This is a genomic window from Aeromonas popoffii (assembly GCF_037818705.1).
Taxonomy (GTDB): Bacteria; Pseudomonadota; Gammaproteobacteria; order Enterobacterales; family Aeromonadaceae; genus Aeromonas; species Aeromonas popoffii.
Genome location: NZ_CP149129.1, coordinates 3,697,501 through 3,712,871, shown reverse-complemented (window position 1 = coordinate 3,712,871; position 15,371 = coordinate 3,697,501). Strand labels below are relative to the sequence as shown.

Genomic DNA, 15,371 nt, shown 5'->3' with positions numbered 1-15,371 from the left:
CTCAATAAAAAAGGGAGCTAGCAAGCCCCCTTTTTTCAGTTATGCCAGTGGTCGGTATCAACCGGCCATCTGTTTTTCCTTGATTTCGGCAAGTGTTTTGCAGTCGACACAGAGGTCGGCTGTCGGACGGGCTTCCAGACGACGGATACCAATCTCGATACCGCAATGCTCGCAGTAACCGAAGTCATCGTCTTCAAGCAGTACCAATGTCTTCTCGATCTTCTTGATCAGCTTGCGTTCACGGTCGCGGGTACGCAATTCAAGAGCGAACTCTTCTTCTTGCGCGGCGCGATCCACGGGATCCGGAAAGTTGGCAGCCTCATCCTTCATATGGTCAACGGTGCGGTCAACTTCCTGCATCAGTTGGTTGCGCCAAGCTCCCAGGATCTTGCGAAAATGTGCCTTTTGTTGGTCATTCATGTACTCCTCACCCGGTTTTTCCTGGTAAGGCGCTACACCCGCAATGGCCAGGGGGCCCAGAGATTTCCTGTTTTCGCCTGTTGGCATGCCCTGTCTCCTAATTCAGCACGCTACCCGTGCCATCCATAAAATGAGGGCGACATCTATATCAGAAGGGTAATGCGTAGGCAAACAAGCCGTACCAATTATGTTACCCATCCCAACTTTTATTCGCTGCCCTCGGGTAGCAGGTGACAAGATTCAAACGGGATAAAATCTTGGGCCACCATGCTCTGCACCCCAAGATGGGGTCGATAGCATAAAATTTCAACCCCTGCCGCCATTGACTGCTCAATTAGCTGACTATAGAGCGGATCTATGTGTGCTGCAGGGCGCATTCTCACTATTCCGGAGTGCAAAACCATAAATAGCAACACGGCTCTGTGCCCTGCCGCCTTCATGGCCATCAATTCACGCAAATGCTTGGCGCCACGACTGGTGACCGCATCGGGAAAGTAGCCCATGCCGGCTTGCTCCCGCTCATCGAGCAGGGTCACGGATTTCACCTCTATGTAGCATGAGGGCCTGTGATCATCTTCCAGCAGCAGGTCGATGCGACTGTTCTCTTCGCCATATTTCACTTCTGTGCGCAGCCTGGCGTAGCCAGCGAGCGGGGCCATCGCCCCCTGTTCGATCAGCTCGCGGGCGATCTGGTTGGCCCGCGCCGTGTTGACGCAGATGAAGTGACCCGCCGGGCTCTCGGCGATTTCCCAGCTGTGGGGCAGCTTGCGCTTGGGGTTGTCGGAGGTGGAGTACCAGACCCGGGTGCCCGGCTCGGCGCAGCCGGTCATGGCACCGGTATTGGCGCAGTGGATGGTGATCACCTCGCCGTTGTCCTGCCGGATATCGGTCAGAAAGCGCTTGTAGCGGGAGATGAGCTGCCCGGACTGCAGGGGGGGATCGAAGATCATGGTGCGGTTCTCTCTTTTATAGGCAGGAAGTGAGGGCGCGCGGCTGTCACGACGCCATCTTCTCTCTGGCGCGCAGGGGCCAGCAGGCGAGCGGTTCATAGCGCATCCCGTCCGGGGTGGCAATGGATTGATAGAGGCAGAAGTGATCCGCGTGCAGCAAAAAATCCGGTGCCGGCAAGGTGTCGGGCGCCTCGCTCGCCTTGCGCGACAGGGTGACGTGGGGACGATAGCCCTGCTCACCGTTACCAAGCCCCAGCTTCTCGCCGTGACGACGCAGCGCCCTGGCCAGCACGTTCAGCTCGTTAGGCCAGTCACCTGGTCCCACCCAGGCCGCCTTGGCACGGCTGAACCAGCCGGTCTCATCCAGCTTGATGGTCAGCGGCGGACAGTGCTGCCGCTCAGCGGCGGCCATCAGGCGGGCCGTGGTGACCTGATCTGCTTCACCGAGAAAGGCCAGCGTCAGGTGGAGATTCGCTTTGGGGACCGGCTGGCCCGGCCAGGGCCGTTGGTCACGCCAGTCGACCAGTTCGGGGGCAAGCCGGTGCAGGGGCAGGGCAAAGAAGAGTTTGGCCATTCTGGGGAGTATGCCTGTTCACGCTCATAACATGCCCCCATTCTATGGCAGCCACTGTGGTCATGTCTCGCCGCAGCGTATCCTGGCGAGCTGGCCATGAATGCCAGGGTAACCGTGGTGGTCATGTCTTGCTGGTGACATCTGCTCACGGTGGTGGCGGATGCTATGGCAGAATGGGCGCCGTTTTAAGGTCATCACAGAAGGTGCTCGCCGCTTTGTCCCAACTCCCCATAGTGTCCGTGTTGCCAGCGCTGTTTGCCGCCATCGACAGCCATGCCAGCGTGATCCTGCAGGCGCCCCCGGGCGCGGGCAAGTCGACCCTGCTGCCGCTGGAGCTGGTGCGCCAAAACCGGCTGCCCGGTCGCATCCTCATGCTGGAGCCTCGTCGTTTGGCGGCGCGCAACATCGCCAGCTTTCTGGCCCGTCAGCTGGGGGAGCCGGTGGGAGAGCGCATCGGCCTGCGAGTCAGGGGCGAGAGTCGCACCAGTGCCAGGACCCGACTCGAGATCGTCACCGAGGGGGTGCTGACCCGGATGCTGCAGCAGGATCCCGAGCTTGCGGGCGTGTCGCTCGTCATCTTCGATGAGTTTCACGAGCGCAGCCTGCACGCCGATACCGCCCTGGCCTTTGCCATCGAGAGCCAACAGGGGCTGCGGGATGATCTCAAATTGCTCATCATGTCCGCCACCCTGGATGGCATGGCGCTCGAGAGCCTGTTGCCTGACGCCCCCGTCATTCGTTCCGAGGGGCGCGGTTTTCCCATCGACTATCACTATCGCCCCCTCAATCGCCAGCAGTGGCTGGAGCCGCAAGTCGGCGCCGTCGTGCTGGAAGCGCTCGCCAGCCATGCCGGCAGTGCCCTGGTGTTCCTGCCGGGGCAGGGGGAGATAGAGCGGCTCGCCCAGTGGCTGGAGGGACGGCTGCCGGATGACGTGCGCCTCGCACCGCTCTACGGGCGCCTTGACATGGCGGCGCAACAGGCCGCCATCGAACCGGCACAGGTTGGTCGCCGTAAGCTGGTGCTCACCACCAATGTGGCGGAGACCTCCCTCACCATAGAGGGCATCCATATGGTCATCGACAGCGGGCTGGAGCGGCGCGCCTCCTTCGATCTGAAAAGTGGCGTCACCCGGCTGGAGACCCGCCAGATCGCTAGGGCGTCCGCCACCCAGCGGGCGGGCCGCGCTGGTCGTCTCAGTCCTGGCGTCTGCTATCGGCTCTGGAGCGGTGAAGTGCAGGAGCGTCTCGCCGAGCAGAGCCCGCCGGACATACTGACGCAGGAGCTCACCGGCCTGCTGCTGGACGCCGCCCAGTGGGGCGCTAAAGTGGAGAGCCTGCCACTGCTGGACATGCCCCCCGCCGCTGCCGTAGCCAGCGCCCAGCGGCTGCTGGTCAGCCTGGGTGCCATGACGCCCGAGGGTGAGCAACAACTTACTCCTGCTGGCCGTGCCATGGCAGCCTTCGGCACGCACCCTCGGCTGGCGCGCATGCTGCTGCGGGCCCGGGCGCTTGAGGCCGAGGGTCTGACAGGGATTGTCGCCGATGCCGCTTTCCTGGTGGCGCTGCTGGAAGAAGATCTGCGAGGATCTGAACGCCTCTCTGTGCTGTTTCACCGCCGTCTTGGTGCTCTGCGGCAGGGGGCGGCCCGCTGGTTCGAGCGCCTCGGTGTCAGGTCTGGCGCGTCACAACGTCAGGCTCAAGGGCAGTGGCTGGGACTGCTGTGCGCCCTCGCCTGGCCGGATCGGATCGGCAAGTTGCGCAGTGGCAGCCGCTATCAACTCAGTGGTGGGGTGAGCTGCGATCTGGTAGAAGGTCACCCATGCCAGGGACAAGCGGCCCTCATCGCCATCGAGATGGGGCAAAACGATCGCGGCAGTCGCATCTTTATCGCCGAACCGGTCGAGCTGGACGAGCTGGCGCGCCAGCTGCCGGAGCTGGTGAGCGAGCGCCAGTGGTTCGACTGGGACGAACGGGAAGAGCGGGTGCGGGCTGAACGCCAGCTGGTGATCGGGGAACTGGTGCTGAGCCAGCGACCGTTGACCGAACTCTCTGACGAGCAGAAAGGACGCTGCCTGCTGCAAGGCATTCGCCGCAAGGGGCTGCATGTGCTGCCCTGGGACGAGAGCAGCGAAGGGCTGCTGGCCCGTTTGCGCTGCGCCCGCGACTGGATACCGGATGACGGCTGGCCCGCCATGGACGACGAAAGCCTGCTGGCCCGGCTGGAGGAGTGGTTATTGCCAGCCCTGAGTGGCATGACCCGGCTGGAGCAGCTGAAGCGGCTCAACCTCAACGACATCCTGCGTCAATCCCTGCCCTGGCCACTGCCCAAACGGCTGGACGACGCGCTGCCGAGCCACTTCACGGCGCCCACCGGCAGCCGGGTGCGTATTCGTTATCAGCCGGGTCAGGCGCCGGTGATCCCGGTGCGCATTCAGGAGATGTTCGGTCAAGGTACGACCCCGTGCGTGGCCGATGGCCGGGTGGCGCTGGTGGTGGAGCTGCTTTCGCCTGCCCGGCGGCCGCTACAGATCACGGCCGATCTTGCCGCCTTCTGGGCCGGTTCCTACGAGCTGGTAAAAAAAGAGATGAAGGGGCGTTATCCACGCCACTATTGGCCGGACAATCCGCTGGAAGCGATGCCGACCAGCGTCACCAAGAAGAAGATGGGGATGTAGGTTGGTGCTGAGCCGCGCGAAGCCCAACTCCAGCAGATTACCCTCACCCTAGCCCTCTCCCTGAGGGAGAGGGAACCGATCGAGGTTGGTGTTTGCCCCCTTCTCCCCTTGTGGGAGACGGGTTGAGGATGAGGGGTTGGCATCCATTTGTCTGGCGAAATGAAACCCGAGATTCAGATTTGATTGGTTAATCCCGCTCGGACGTTCGCGAACGCGACATAACAAGTAGAAAGGAAAGCAAAGAGGATTTATGGCAACGCAACGACGCAAGCGCGCACCCAAGAAGGTGGCGCCCAAACGCACCATCTGGCGCACGCTGTTCTGGCTCGGCTTCAAGCTCTCCCTGGTGGTGGCCGCTTTCATGGTGGTGTTTGGCATCTACCTCGATACCAAGGTGCGTGAGCGCTTCGATGGCGAGAAGTGGCAACTGCCGGTGATGGTCTACAGCCGTCCGTTGGAGCTCTACCCCAGCCAGCGCCTCTCCCAGACCCAGATGCTGCGTGAGCTCAACATGCTGAGCTACAAGCAGGTGCGCCAGCCTCACACGCCAGGCGAGTATGCGATCAACGGCAACCGTATCGAGCTTATTCGCCGCCCGTTCGCTTTCCATGATGGCGCCGACGGTGCGCGTGGCCTGCGTCTCACCTTCAACGGCGCGCGGCTGGAGGGGATCCAGTCGCTGGAGAATCAGCGCCAGCTCGGCTACGCCCAGATGGACCCAGTGCTGCTTGATCGCCTCAACACCGAGGATCGGGAGGATCGCCTGCTGGTGCGCATCGCCGAGGTGCCCGACAGCCTGCTGGTGACCCTGCTTACCACTGAAGATCGCGACTTCTACCAGCACGGCGGCGTCTCGCCGGTGGCCATACTGCGCGCCATGGCGGCTAACGTGCTGGCCGGTCGCACCGTGCAGGGGGGCAGTACGCTTACTCAGCAGTTGGCCAAGAACTTCTTCCTGACCCGCGAGCGCAGCCTGTGGCGCAAACTGCAGGAAGCCTACATGGCGGTGCTGATCGACTATCGCTACAGCAAGGACGAGATCCTGGAGGCCTACCTCAACGAGGTCTATCTGGGGCAGAACTTCTCGCAAGGGGTCTACGGCTTCGGGCTCGCTTCCTATTTCTACTTCGGTATTCCGGTCAACGAGCTGGATATCGATCAGGTGGCGCTGTTGGTGGGGCTGGTGAAGGGGCCTTCCTATTACGATCCCTGGCGTTTCCCGGAGCGGGCCAAGGCCCGGCGTGATCTGGTGCTCAAGCTGCTGATGGATCACGGCAGCTTGCAGCCGGCCGAGTACGAACTCGCCAGCAAGCAGCCGCTTGGCATCATCACCCGTGGCCAGATGAGCTATGGCCGCACTCCGGCCTTCATGGGGCTGCTCAAACGCGAGATCCAGAGCCGTTTCGGCGCCGATCTGCTCAAGCAGTCCGGCCTCAAGATCTTCACCAGCCTGGATCCCATCGCCCAGCACGCCGCCGAGCAGGCGGTGGCATCGGGTCTGACGCTCATCGAGAAGCAGCGTGGCAAGAAGAAGCTGGAGGCGGCCATGGTGGTCTCCGACTGGCATAAGGGCGAAGTGGTTGCGCTGGTGGGGGGGCGGGATCCCCGCTACGCCGGCTTCAACCGGGCGCTGGATGCCCGTCGCCAGATCGGTTCCCTGGTCAAGCCGGCCGTCTACCTGACCGGCCTCTCTAACGGCCTGACCCTGGCGAGCCCGCTCAAGGATCAGCCGATCCGCCTTCGCGGTCAGGATGGTCAGGTCTGGACACCGCAAAACTACGATCGCAAGTTCCGCCAGAGCGTACCCCTGATGGATGCACTGGCCAGCTCCCTCAACGTGCCGACCGTCAATCTGGGTCTGCAGGTAGGGTTGGAGAAGGTGGTGGATACCCTGCACAAGCTGGGGGTCGAGCAGGAGATCCAGCCCTATCCGTCGCTGGTGCTGGGGGCCGTGGCCCTGTCACCCATGGAGGTGAACCAGATGTACCTGCCCATCGCCAACCAGGGGCTGACCCAGCCGCTGTCGGCGATCCGCGCCGTGGTCAACAGCGATGGCAGCACTCTCTATCAGCATGATCAGACCGCCAAGCGGGTCACGGACGAACAGGCCAGCTGGCTGACCCTGTTTGCCATGACCAAGACGGTGAGCCAGGGCACAGCCCGCGCGCTGAATGCCAAGTTCCCCGGCGCCACCATGGCCGCCAAGACAGGCACCACCAACGAGCTGCGCGACTCCTGGTTTGCGGGATTGGACAACAACGAGCTGGTCAGCATCTGGGTGGGCCGTGACGACAACACGTCCGCCGGGCTGACAGGGGCCAGCGGTGCCCTACAGCTGTTTAGCGGCTACATGAGCCAGCGTGGCGTCAACAGCCTGACGCTGAAGATGCCGCAAGGGGTGAGTTGGGCCAACTTCTCCCGCGCCAGCGGCGCCCGTGTGGTTAGCGACTGTCCGGGTAGCCTGCAGGTGCCGGCCAAACTGGCCGGGCTGGCTGAGCCCATGAGCTGTGGCAGCCCCGCACCGCGCAGCGCACTGGATGACTGGTTCGGTGGTTTCTTCAACTGATAGACGAAACGGGCAGCCCTGGCTGCCCGTTTGACTGGAGTGCATATGACTTTCCCGTTGTTTGAGGCCATCCATCATGTGGCCATCATTGCCAGCGACTATGATCGCTCGCGCCACTTCTATCATCAGGTGCTGGGGCTGCCCATCCTGGCCGAGACCCTGCGCGAGGCACGTCAATCCTGGAAGCTGGATCTGGGCCTGCCTGATGGTGTCCAGCTGGAGCTGTTCAGCTTTTCGACACCTCCCGCGCGGCCCTCAAGGCCGGAGGCCTGCGGTCTGCGCCACCTGGCCTTCCGGGTCAGCGAGCTTGACCGCGTCATCCGGCATCTGCAGATCCATCAGATTGAGGTGGAGCCGGTGCGGGTGGATGAACTGACCGGCAAGCGCTTTACCTTCTTTGCCGACCCCGACGGCCTGCCGCTGGAGCTCTATGAAGCGTCGTGCTGACCCTGCGTCGACCCAACAAAAAAGCCGCCCGCAGAAGCAGGCGGCTTGGTCATGTCATTGATGGCTCGCTATCAGGCGGTGGTCAGCATGGCTACCGCTAGCGCCATCACCATCATCCCGGCCCATCCGATGGGCTTGAGTCGCTCACCAAAGAGCAGCAGACCACCCAGTGCAGTACCCAGAATACCGATGGCTCCCCAGGTGGCATAGGCAACGGCCAGATCGATTTGGCCACCGCTCATAACCTTTGACAGCAGGGTAAACGCCCCCAGCACCAGCTATCTGTCGCTAGGGGCCGAGATCGCCCGTGCACATCACGAGCATTTTGATGGCAAGGGTTACCCGGAGCAGCTGGCGGGGGAGGCGATACCGCTGTCGGCTCGCATAGTGGCGGTGGTCGATGTGTTCGATGCACTGCTCAGCAGGCGCCCTTACAAAGAGCCCTGGACGCTGGCACAAACCATGGAATACATACAGTCCCGCACTGGCAGCCAGTTCGATCCCCAAGTGGTGCAGGCGCTCAATCGGCTGGTGGCACAGTCTCGGCTGCCTTACGAGGTATGAGCACGTTAATCTGAAAGTAAAAAAGGGGCCATCAGGCGAAGGTCAGTCAGTGAAGCATTTTTTGATTTAATATTCGCCGTTTTGAATATTAAGAACGGTGCCATGGTTAAAGGTGACATTGGGATCATACCCTTGCCATGATTAGCATCCAATAAAACGAGGGAGGCATCATGCCTCCCTCACTCTTTAGTCCTTATATCTCGCGGGTTGGGACTCAAATTCTCTTAACTGAGTTGCGTTAGGCCCATCGCTACGGCTTGTCTTGTTACCCCTGCTTATATTTATGTGATTCATGTCACTATTGTTCTGTTCTAAAATACTGCGCTGGTTGGGGGGGGGAGCGTCTGCATGAGCAAGTTGGTGCCGTGTTATGTAGTGAGGGGGCTGATCGCCACCAGCTGGAGTGCTTTGCTTGCTCATTGACCTTGGGAGCTGGCCATATTTTATCAAGGTGTCCTGAAGTTAAGTCGTCGCTGAAATATTTTTTGTCGCTACATGGTACTCAATCATGTGTGAGCAGAACGATTTTACTTCATCTCAATAGCTGTTCCGAATCTTAGATCAATGGAGGCAGGGAACTCAGTCCAGTTTGTGTGATCTCATTAGTCGCCAAACAAAACAAGTCGCACCCAAAGGAGTGAGTTGATACCACTCTTATTACCCCTGTCACGGCCACAGCGGCGCCGCATTCACAAAATCATCCACGCCACTCTTGATAAAGGGCATGCTCGTCGGCTGATGGCCATCTTGCTGTTACATTACGGCCGCTTGATCACCAATGTTTATCATCTTACTGGCGCGGCTCGCTCGGCCATCGGCCGCTGGTTTCAGTGGTATCGAGAAAAAGGTGTAGATGCGTTAGAAGCCTTACCGTCTGGTCGCGCTCCAATCTTGCCTGTCGCCAAGATCGTCACCTTATTGGTGCTTCTTATACAGTTTTCCCCACAATATTTAATCACCTTTATTACAGGTGTTGTTTATTTTAAATATTTTTGCTCTGAGGAAAGCGCGATAAATTCCGTATGGTCGACCGACAACGCCAGCAATTAAAAAAAATATAAAAACACTTCTGATCATTTGATCAGGAGAAGCGCCACTTATCGACAGATTAATTAGGTACAATGGCATTTCAAAGGATAGATAGGCAAAGGTGTCAACTACATAAGGGAAAATGCCTTTGTTCTGTTCGGTCAATCTGCATCTCTTGAAAATCCAATCACGCCAAATACCGAAAGGTCTTGCTGTTGAGGTGATTATAAATAGCCCAATTAGTCTAGCGTGCAGGTGAGTTTCTAAACTCATCTGTGCAAAACCGAGTTCTATTGGTATTGATATGAAATAACAAAAGGTATTTAGTGCGAAAACATCAGCGGCGAAATTAACAAATTTTTGTTTTTTAGTTGATGAGAGTACTGCTTCCATAGTACATGAATCTTTTTAATAATCATTTGGATGCGGGAACATATACTACTGATTGATATGCGTCAATGTAACACGTTGCAATAGAGTTATTGTCAAATGTGGTGTATGGAGTCAGGCGGCGTTCCTGTCTGACGTGTCCTTTGTTCACTGCCGGCGTCAGCAGCGCTGCGAGTCTCCCGGCTCAGCGCGATCCCGACCAGAAACTCCTCCAGTGACAGCTTTCCTAGCGACCACGCCCTGTTACTGATGATCTTCGCAGGCTTCGCCCTGCGCTGTCTGCCACCCTCTTGCTGCTGACGGGATTGCCGCATGCGCTCAGCCGCTGGCTCGCTCCCCGTGGCTGCACGAGACAGAGTGCGGACAACGGATCGGTCAGCAATAAAAAAAGAAGGTCGGTGTATGCCGGCCTTCTTTTTGGCTACTTCCCATCGGGGACTGTGGTCGTCGCGAAATGACCATGATTACCACCGATGGCCCCAGGCCAGTTGGCCCTCATAGATAAGTATTAGCAGAGTCGTTCGGGCTCGCTTGTCAGGAGTTTCGTCAGGTAATCGTTTGCAGGGGGTGAATGGTTGATCCCGACCAAGATTTTTTATTTTGACTGCCTTAGAATCGCCGCCCGTTGCTGGAGAGGTCGGTATGTTAATTAATCTTTTACGCCTGATATTCATCATCTGCGCCCTGTCTTTCATCTTCATGCTGGTTCAGGCCTGGTGGCAAAAACGGCGACAGGGATCGCTGGAGCCCACCCCGTTCTGGCCCGTGGCTGCCATCGGGTTTGCCGCCAATTTTCTCGATACCCTGGGAGTCGGCAGCTTCGCTGTGAAGACAGCCTGTTACAAACAGTTCAAGCTGATTGATGATCGCCTGTTGCCAGGCACCCTCAATGGTCAGTGTGTGTTGCCGACCGTGACCCAGTCACTCATCTTTATCGGTGTGGTCAAGGTGGATCCGTTCACTCTTATCAGCATGATGATTGCCGCAGCAGCCGGCGCGGCCTGGGGGGCCCGCCATGTGGCCTCGTTTGATCGGCAGACTATCCGGCTGGTGATGGCCATCTCCCTGCTGGTTGTCGCCGGGTTGATCTTGGCCGGTCTGCTGGGTCTTTTCCCCGTTGGCGGAGATGCGATGGGGCTCGGTGGCTACAAGCTGGCGATCGCGCTGCTTGGCAATTTCATCTTCGGCGTTTTGATGAATGTCGGCATCGGCCTGTTTGCCCCCTGCATGACGCTGGTCTATCTGCTGGGGATGAATCCGCTGGCGGCGTTTCCCATCATGATGGGCTCCACCGCCGTGCTCAGTGTCTTCTCCGCAGGCACCTTTATCCGCAAAGGGGCGTTCGATGCCAAAGCCGTGCTGGCGGTGGCCATCTTCGGCCCCATCGGCGTGGTGCTGGCCGCCATGCTGGTCAAGTCCATGGATATGGAGATGCTGAAGTGGCTGGTTGCCTTTATCGTCATCTATACCTCCTGGACCATGTACGCCTCCTGGCGGGCGGCACGTCGCTCCCCTGTGCAACTGGCGTTGGAGAGCGCAGGCTAGCCTGTACCAGTGCCGCTTCGGCCTTGGCCCCCAGAAAGACATAGATGCCGAGCGCCAGCAGCAAACCCACCGCACACCCCATTACCCCGACCGCAGGCCAGAGCAGCTCGCTCTGGCCAAGCGACCCTTTAAACAGCAGCAACAGCCCTTCGATGGAGACCGCGATCAGAATGGCGGCGATAAAGCGGGTGATGGTGCGGCGAATGGCGCTGTGGCGGAAGATATCCTTATGCAGCAGCACCTCCTCTTCCAGAATGGTCTTGCCCAGATCGAACACCGCCAATGCCAGCGTCAGGAAGATGATGGCGCTAAAGGCGCCGAGCTGGTTCTGCTGCTCGCCGCACAACAATTGGTAGAGCTGCTCCAGCCCGTGCCAGATCAGGGTAGCGACGATGAGAAACAGCGCCATGCTGAGTACCACATAGACCGCCTTGAACCAGGGCATGGCGCGGCGGCGCTCCCTGTCCCCCATCAACCAGCCAATTAACTGATTCAGACAGACGGTGATCTCCCGTCCCTGCCCCTGCACGATGAGGTGCAGCCGGTTATGGGCCGCCGGTACCGCAGGCTGGATGCACATCGGCCCCTGATAGCGGTCAATGCTGACAACAAAGGGATACCGCTTGAGCGAGGCAAGGGGGGCGCTGAGCAGCCCCTGCAGTAGCGGGGTCAGCTCCTCCTGATACTCCTGATAGCGCCGCAGCACATCGATGGGGCTCATCTCTGCCATATGGACCTCGGTGACGTGGGCTCTTGTAGCGGATGTGCAAATAGTGGGCCTGCTTTATGACATGGATGGCGGGGCAAGTTGCACCACAGGATGACAAAACGACGGATGACGAGGGGGGAATGCACCAGAAATGGGCGTGCCGCCCTGTGTGGTGATGGATGCACTGCAAGAGAAAAGGGCCCGTGACGGGCCCTTCTGCGACAACCAGCGGCGATTTAGCCAGCCAGCTTGGCGAAGCTGCGCTCGGCGGCGGCCAGAGTGTGCTCAATCTCCTTATCGCCGTGAGCCAGCGACAGGAAGCCTGCCTCGTAGGCGCTCGGCGCCAGATAGACGCCCTCTTCCAGCATGAGATGATAGAAGCGCTTGAAGCGTTCCATATCGCAGCGAGTGACCTGCTCGTAGCGGGTGATTTCGGGCTCGTCGGTGAAGAAGAAGCCGAACATGCCGCCCACATAGTTGATGGCGAGCGGGATACCGTGTTTGGCTGCGGCCGCTTTCAGTCCCTCGGCAACACGAGCTGTCTTGGCGCTCAGCTGCTCATAGAGACCCGGCTCCAGCAGCAGATCCAGCATGGTCAGACCGGCCGCCATGGCCACCGGGTTGCCGGAGAGGGTGCCTGCCTGATAGACGGGGCCGGTTGGGGCAATGTATTGCATCACCTTCTTCTTGCCGCCAAAGGCACCTACCGGCATGCCGGCACCGATGATCTTGCCAAGGGTGGTGAGATCCGGGTCTATGTTGTAGTGACCCTGAGCGCCGCGCAGGGAGACGCGGAAACCGGTCATCACCTCGTCCAGGATCAGCAGGGCGCCGAACTCGTCACAGATGGCGCGCAGCCCTTCCAGGAAGCCGGGCACCGGCGGGATGCAGTTCATGTTGCCAGCGACCGGCTCGACGATGATACAGGCGATCTCGTTGCCGTACTGGGTGAAGGCTTCGCGCACCGACTCCAGATCGTTGAACACGCAGGTCAGGGTGTGCTTGGCGAAATCGGCCGGTACGCCCGGGCTGTTGGGCTGACCCAGGGTCAGGGCGCCGGAACCGGCCTTGACCAGCAGGGAGTCGGCGTGGCCGTGGTAGCAGCCCTCGAATTTGACGATCTTGTCGCGGCCGGTGTAGCCACGGGCCAGACGGATGGCGCTCATGGTCGCTTCGGTGCCGGAGTTGACCATCCGCACCTGCTCCATGGAGGGGACGATCTGGCGGACTTTCTCGGCCATCAGCACTTCGATTTCGGTCGGCGCACCGTAGCTCAGCCCCTTCTCAACGGCCTTGATGACGGCGGCCTTGATGGCAGGGTGGTTGTGGCCGAGCAACATGGGGCCCCAGGAGCCGATGTAATCCACGTAGGCCTGACCATCCACATCATAGAGATAGGCGCCATCGGCATGATCGATGAAGCGGGGCGTGCCGCCGACCCCATTGAAGGCGCGGACCGGTGAGTTGACGCCACCCGGAATGGTCTGGCGGGCCTGTTCAAACAGCTGATCTGATTTTGACATGGATCATCCTTAATGGGATTTTGGGCGTCACACAAGGGATTGCAGCCGATTGAGACTCGGCAGGCCGGGGCATGAGGAGTATGCTTTGCGCTCTCGCCACCCGGACTCTCGGTCTGCTCCCGTGACAAAAATTTAACGGGCCGACTATAGCAGAAAGCCCCAGCCCTGGGCAGCCGAGCAACGCGCCGGGTGATCCTGATCTCAGCTAGCTGACGATGTGGTTTTTCCAAGTTGGTGTAACAAGATGGCGCAACAAGCTCTCTCCTCTGAACCCGATACCGCTTCGCGGGGACCACTTGCCCGCATTATCCGGCAAGACAATATGCCCTTGCTGGTTCTGCTGCTGGCTGCGCTGGTCGGCACCCTGGCCGGACTGGTGTGCGGCCTGTTCGAATCGGGTGTCCATTGGCTGGCAGAGCAACGCATCGCCTTGCTGGCCGACCGTCCCTGGTGGCAACTCGGCCTGCTCGGCTTTGGCTTCAGCGCCTTGTTGGGATTTGTCGGCTACTTCCTTACTCATACCTTTGCCCCGGAAGCGGGGGGCTCCGGTATTCCCGAAATCGAGGGGGCGATGGACGATCTGCGCCCGGTGCGGTGGTGGCGGGTGTTGCCGGTCAAGTTCTTCGGTGGCATCTGCACCCTGAGCTCCGGCATGGTGCTGGGGAGGGAGGGGCCCTCGGTGCAGATTGGCGGCAACCTCGGCAAGATGGTGGCGGATATCTTCCGGCTGCCCAAAGAGCATGGCCACGCCCTGCTGGCGGCCGGTGCTGCGGGCGGTCTGGCAGCTGCCTTCAATGCGCCGCTGGCGGGCATCCTGTTTGTGATGGAGGAGATGCGGCCGCAGTTTCGCTACTCCTTTCTGGCCATCAAGGCGGTGGGGATCTCCGCCATCATGGCGACCCTGATGCTGCAGAACATGAAAGGGCAGGAGGCGGTGATCACCTTGCCCCACTACGATGCACCAGCCCTCAAGGCACTCTGGCTGTTCCTCTTTATGGGGGCTACCTTCGGGGTGCTGGGGTTTGTCTTCAACAAGCTGGTGCTGGCCTGTCAGGATGGCTATCTGGCGCTGCATCAGAACAAGCGCCACCGTTTCGTGGCCATCGGTATGCTGGTCGCCGGGACGTTTGGTGTGTTGTCGTTGTTTGCCCCCTCGGTGACGGGCGGCGGCACCGAGCTTATTCCCCATCTGATGGGGGATGAGTATGCGATGGCGACCCTGTTCCTCATCTTCTCGGTGCGGCTGGTCGCGACCCTCATCTGCTTCTGCTCCGGCGCCCCGGGCGGGGTGTTTGCGCCGACCCTGGCGCTGGGCACCCTGTTTGGCGTGGTGTTCGGCCATCTGTTTCATGCGGCGTTTCCCGAACTGGGTATCGAGCCCGGCGCCTTTGCCATCGCCGGGATGGGTGCGCTGTTTGCCGCCACCGTGCGTGCCCCCATCACCGGCATCGTGCTGGTCACCGAGATGACCGACAACTATCAGCTGATCCTGCCCATGATGATCACCACGGTTGGGGCGACCCTGGTTGCCCAGTGGCTGGGTGGCCGACCCATCTATTCCCAGATCCTGGAGCGAACTTTACGGCTCGCCGCGCGTCAAAAACGGGGAGACAGCGGCGCCATGGCCAGTTAACTCCTTGTATGTCAGCTCGGATCCGGTCGCGTTGCGTATAGTGAAGGGAGCATGGCCGCTGTATGGCGCAGTAACAAAAGAGGCCTTATGTCCCAGATATTGAAGTTGTTGGCTGTGCTGCTGATGGGCGCGCTGATCGGGTATTTCGTCGGCAATCGACAGGAACTGGCCCAGAGCAGCCTGTTGACGGTGCAGCAAGAAACCCTGGAGCGTCAGGGCAAGGCGATTGGTCAGCTCAAGAGTGACCTCGGCATCAAGGAGACACTGCTGGCCACCCAGAGAGCCGCGTTCGAGCAACTGCAGCAGACGCTCAAGGATCAGGAAGCCCAGGTGCAAGAACAGAAGC

Annotated in this window: 12 protein-coding genes and 3 pseudogenes (1 of these 15 running past the window's edge); 8 read left to right on the top strand and 7 right to left on the bottom strand. The window is 59.9% G+C overall.

Annotated features, from left to right (window positions below; all coding sequences use genetic code 11):
- Positions 1-57: 57 nt before the first annotated feature.
- From dksA to thpR, 3 genes are all read right to left on the bottom strand, one after another.
- Positions 58-507: an RNA polymerase-binding protein DksA gene (gene dksA, locus WJM78_RS16930; RefSeq protein WP_033137830.1), complete on the bottom strand. Its 450-nt coding sequence runs from the start codon at positions 505-507 to the stop codon at positions 58-60.
- A gap of 119 nt (positions 508-626) precedes the next feature.
- Positions 627-1,370, bottom strand: a complete 744-nt coding sequence (gene sfsA, locus WJM78_RS16925) for a DNA/RNA nuclease SfsA (RefSeq protein ID WP_108537076.1) — start codon at positions 1,368-1,370, stop codon at positions 627-629.
- Positions 1,371-1,416: 46 nt separating this feature from the next.
- Positions 1,417-1,944, bottom strand: a complete 528-nt coding sequence (gene thpR, locus WJM78_RS16920) for an RNA 2',3'-cyclic phosphodiesterase (RefSeq protein ID WP_339010713.1) — start codon at positions 1,942-1,944, stop codon at positions 1,417-1,419.
- A 215-nt stretch (positions 1,945-2,159) separates the two neighbouring features.
- Here thpR and hrpB point away from each other — a divergent pair, with 215 nt between their 5' ends.
- From hrpB to WJM78_RS16905, 3 genes are all read left to right on the top strand, one after another.
- Positions 2,160-4,619, top strand: coding sequence for an ATP-dependent helicase HrpB (gene hrpB, locus WJM78_RS16915; protein ID WP_339010712.1), 2,460 nt, complete (start codon positions 2,160-2,162; stop codon positions 4,617-4,619).
- A 250-nt stretch (positions 4,620-4,869) separates the two neighbouring features.
- Positions 4,870-7,185 carry a penicillin-binding protein 1B gene (gene mrcB, locus WJM78_RS16910; protein WP_042038504.1) on the top strand — a complete coding sequence of 772 codons (2,316 nt, stop codon included), beginning with the start codon at positions 4,870-4,872 and terminating at the stop codon, positions 7,183-7,185.
- A 45-nt stretch (positions 7,186-7,230) separates the two neighbouring features.
- Positions 7,231-7,632 carry a VOC family protein gene (locus WJM78_RS16905; protein ID WP_339010710.1) on the top strand — a complete coding sequence of 134 codons (402 nt, stop codon included), beginning with the start codon at positions 7,231-7,233 and terminating at the stop codon, positions 7,630-7,632.
- Between the two features lie 71 nt (positions 7,633-7,703).
- Here WJM78_RS16905 and WJM78_RS16900 read toward each other — a convergent pair.
- Positions 7,704-7,910, bottom strand: a pseudogene (locus WJM78_RS16900) (SMR family transporter); the annotation flags it as partial.
- Between WJM78_RS16900 and WJM78_RS16895 the strand changes: the two are divergent.
- Together WJM78_RS16895 and WJM78_RS16890 are read left to right on the top strand one after the other, a co-directional pair.
- A pseudogene (locus tag WJM78_RS16895) lies at positions 7,906-8,196 on the top strand (HD-GYP domain-containing protein); the annotation flags it as partial. The pseudogenes WJM78_RS16900 and WJM78_RS16895 overlap by 5 nt on opposite strands.
- 645 nt (positions 8,197-8,841) lie before the next feature.
- Positions 8,842-9,144, top strand: a pseudogene (locus WJM78_RS16890) (IS630 family transposase); the annotation flags it as partial.
- A 3-nt stretch (positions 9,145-9,147) separates the two neighbouring features.
- On the opposite strand, the gene alaE reads toward WJM78_RS16890, so the two are convergent.
- Positions 9,148-9,618 carry an L-alanine exporter AlaE gene (gene alaE, locus WJM78_RS22840; RefSeq protein ID WP_422388420.1) on the bottom strand — a complete coding sequence of 157 codons (471 nt, stop codon included), beginning with the start codon at positions 9,616-9,618 and terminating at the stop codon, positions 9,148-9,150.
- A gap of 639 nt (positions 9,619-10,257) precedes the next feature.
- Between alaE and WJM78_RS16880 the strand changes: the two genes are divergently transcribed.
- The gene (locus tag WJM78_RS16880; RefSeq protein WP_339010709.1) at positions 10,258-11,160 is read left to right on the top strand and encodes a sulfite exporter TauE/SafE family protein; all 903 of its coding nucleotides are present in this window, start codon (positions 10,258-10,260) and stop codon (positions 11,158-11,160) included.
- Here WJM78_RS16880 and WJM78_RS16875 read toward each other — a convergent pair.
- Both WJM78_RS16875 and hemL read right to left on the bottom strand, forming a co-directional pair.
- Entirely contained in the window at positions 11,075-11,890 is an 816-nt protein-coding gene (locus WJM78_RS16875; RefSeq protein ID WP_339010708.1) for a hypothetical protein, read from the bottom strand. The two genes, WJM78_RS16880 and WJM78_RS16875, sit on opposite strands and share 86 nt — an antisense overlap.
- 215 nt (positions 11,891-12,105) lie before the next feature.
- On the bottom strand, positions 12,106-13,392 hold the full coding sequence (gene hemL, locus WJM78_RS16870; protein ID WP_339010707.1) for a glutamate-1-semialdehyde 2,1-aminomutase: 1,287 nt from the start codon (positions 13,390-13,392) through the stop codon (positions 12,106-12,108).
- Positions 13,393-13,636: 244 nt separating this feature from the next.
- Between hemL and clcA the strand changes: the two genes are divergently transcribed.
- Both clcA and WJM78_RS16860 read left to right on the top strand, forming a co-directional pair.
- Positions 13,637-15,025 (top strand): H(+)/Cl(-) exchange transporter ClcA, encoded by a 1,389-nt coding sequence (gene clcA, locus WJM78_RS16865; RefSeq protein ID WP_339010705.1) that lies wholly within the window; start codon positions 13,637-13,639, stop codon positions 15,023-15,025.
- A gap of 87 nt (positions 15,026-15,112) precedes the next feature.
- A protein-coding gene (locus WJM78_RS16860) for a DUF6776 family protein (protein ID WP_108536093.1) crosses the window boundary here: on the top strand, positions 15,113-15,371 show its 5' portion. 437 nt of this gene lie beyond the right edge of the window; the window shows 259 of its 696 coding nt (coding positions 1-259); the start codon lies at positions 15,113-15,115; its stop codon lies beyond the right edge, outside the window.

Excerpts from the sequence above, each read along its gene's own strand:
- WJM78_RS16875 (WP_339010708.1), bottom strand. The coding sequence starts at position 11,890 with ATGGCAGAGATGAGCCCCATCGATGTGCTGCGGCGCTATCAGGAGTAT.
- thpR (WP_339010713.1), bottom strand. The coding sequence starts at position 1,944 with ATGGCCAAACTCTTCTTTGCCCTGCCCCTGCACCGGCTTGCCCCCGAA.
- clcA (WP_339010705.1), top strand. The coding sequence starts at position 13,637 with ATGGCGCAACAAGCTCTCTCCTCTGAACCCGATACCGCTTCGCGGGGA.
- sfsA (WP_108537076.1), bottom strand. The coding sequence starts at position 1,370 with ATGATCTTCGATCCCCCCCTGCAGTCCGGGCAGCTCATCTCCCGCTAC.
- alaE (WP_422388420.1), bottom strand. The coding sequence starts at position 9,618 with ATGGAAGCAGTACTCTCATCAACTAAAAAACAAAAATTTGTTAATTTC.
- WJM78_RS16905 (WP_339010710.1), top strand. The coding sequence starts at position 7,231 with ATGACTTTCCCGTTGTTTGAGGCCATCCATCATGTGGCCATCATTGCC.
- hemL (WP_339010707.1), bottom strand. The coding sequence starts at position 13,392 with ATGTCAAAATCAGATCAGCTGTTTGAACAGGCCCGCCAGACCATTCCG.
- mrcB (WP_042038504.1), top strand. The coding sequence starts at position 4,870 with ATGGCAACGCAACGACGCAAGCGCGCACCCAAGAAGGTGGCGCCCAAA.
- WJM78_RS16880 (WP_339010709.1), top strand. The coding sequence starts at position 10,258 with ATGTTAATTAATCTTTTACGCCTGATATTCATCATCTGCGCCCTGTCT.
- dksA (WP_033137830.1), bottom strand. The coding sequence starts at position 507 with ATGCCAACAGGCGAAAACAGGAAATCTCTGGGCCCCCTGGCCATTGCG.